The organism is Leptospira stimsonii, from assembly GCF_003545885.1.
In the GTDB taxonomy this organism is placed as follows: Bacteria; Spirochaetota; Leptospiria; order Leptospirales; family Leptospiraceae; genus Leptospira; species Leptospira stimsonii.
This window is the reverse complement of the sequence record NZ_QHCT01000044.1, coordinates 1-475: the sequence shown is the minus strand read 5'-3', so window position 1 is coordinate 475 and position 475 is coordinate 1. Positions and strand designations below refer to the sequence as shown.

Below are 475 nucleotides of genomic sequence, written 5' to 3'. Positions count from 1 at the left end.
ATCCCTTCCCTACATTCCGCAATAATCCTAACTTCTTCTTACCAACGAGCCTTTCTAAACCATAGACTCGAATTCCTTTCAAAGCAGAATATTCATTCAGATAAAGAATACTATTCTCTGGTCGTATATAACTGTAAGAAGCTAAGAAAGAATACTTAATCGATCTTTGAGTTCCTTCAGCGACTTGAGTATGAATTCCATTCTCAGACCAACGATTACGCCCCCAGACGTTTCTCTTCGTATCCTTAGCTCTTTTCGAATGATTGATACTTCTAAAGTTCTTGTTGTATCGTTCCATCCAAGGAATGCCTTCATCCGCAAATAAAGGAACATCTTCCGGTAAGAAATCAAAGAGCGGTTGAAGTGTTTTTTGTTTTTGATCTGGAACAGAAGAAAGGATCACAGGACCACCCTTAATCGCAAGAGTATGAACCAAAGTTCCGATTTGATACTTTCCTTTCTCTTCAGCAACGGA

At 38.9% G+C, this 475-nt stretch carries 1 pseudogene; it reads right to left on the bottom strand.

The window, feature by feature from the left end:
* A pseudogene (locus DLM75_RS24080) lies at positions 1-475 on the bottom strand (hypothetical protein); the annotation flags it as partial.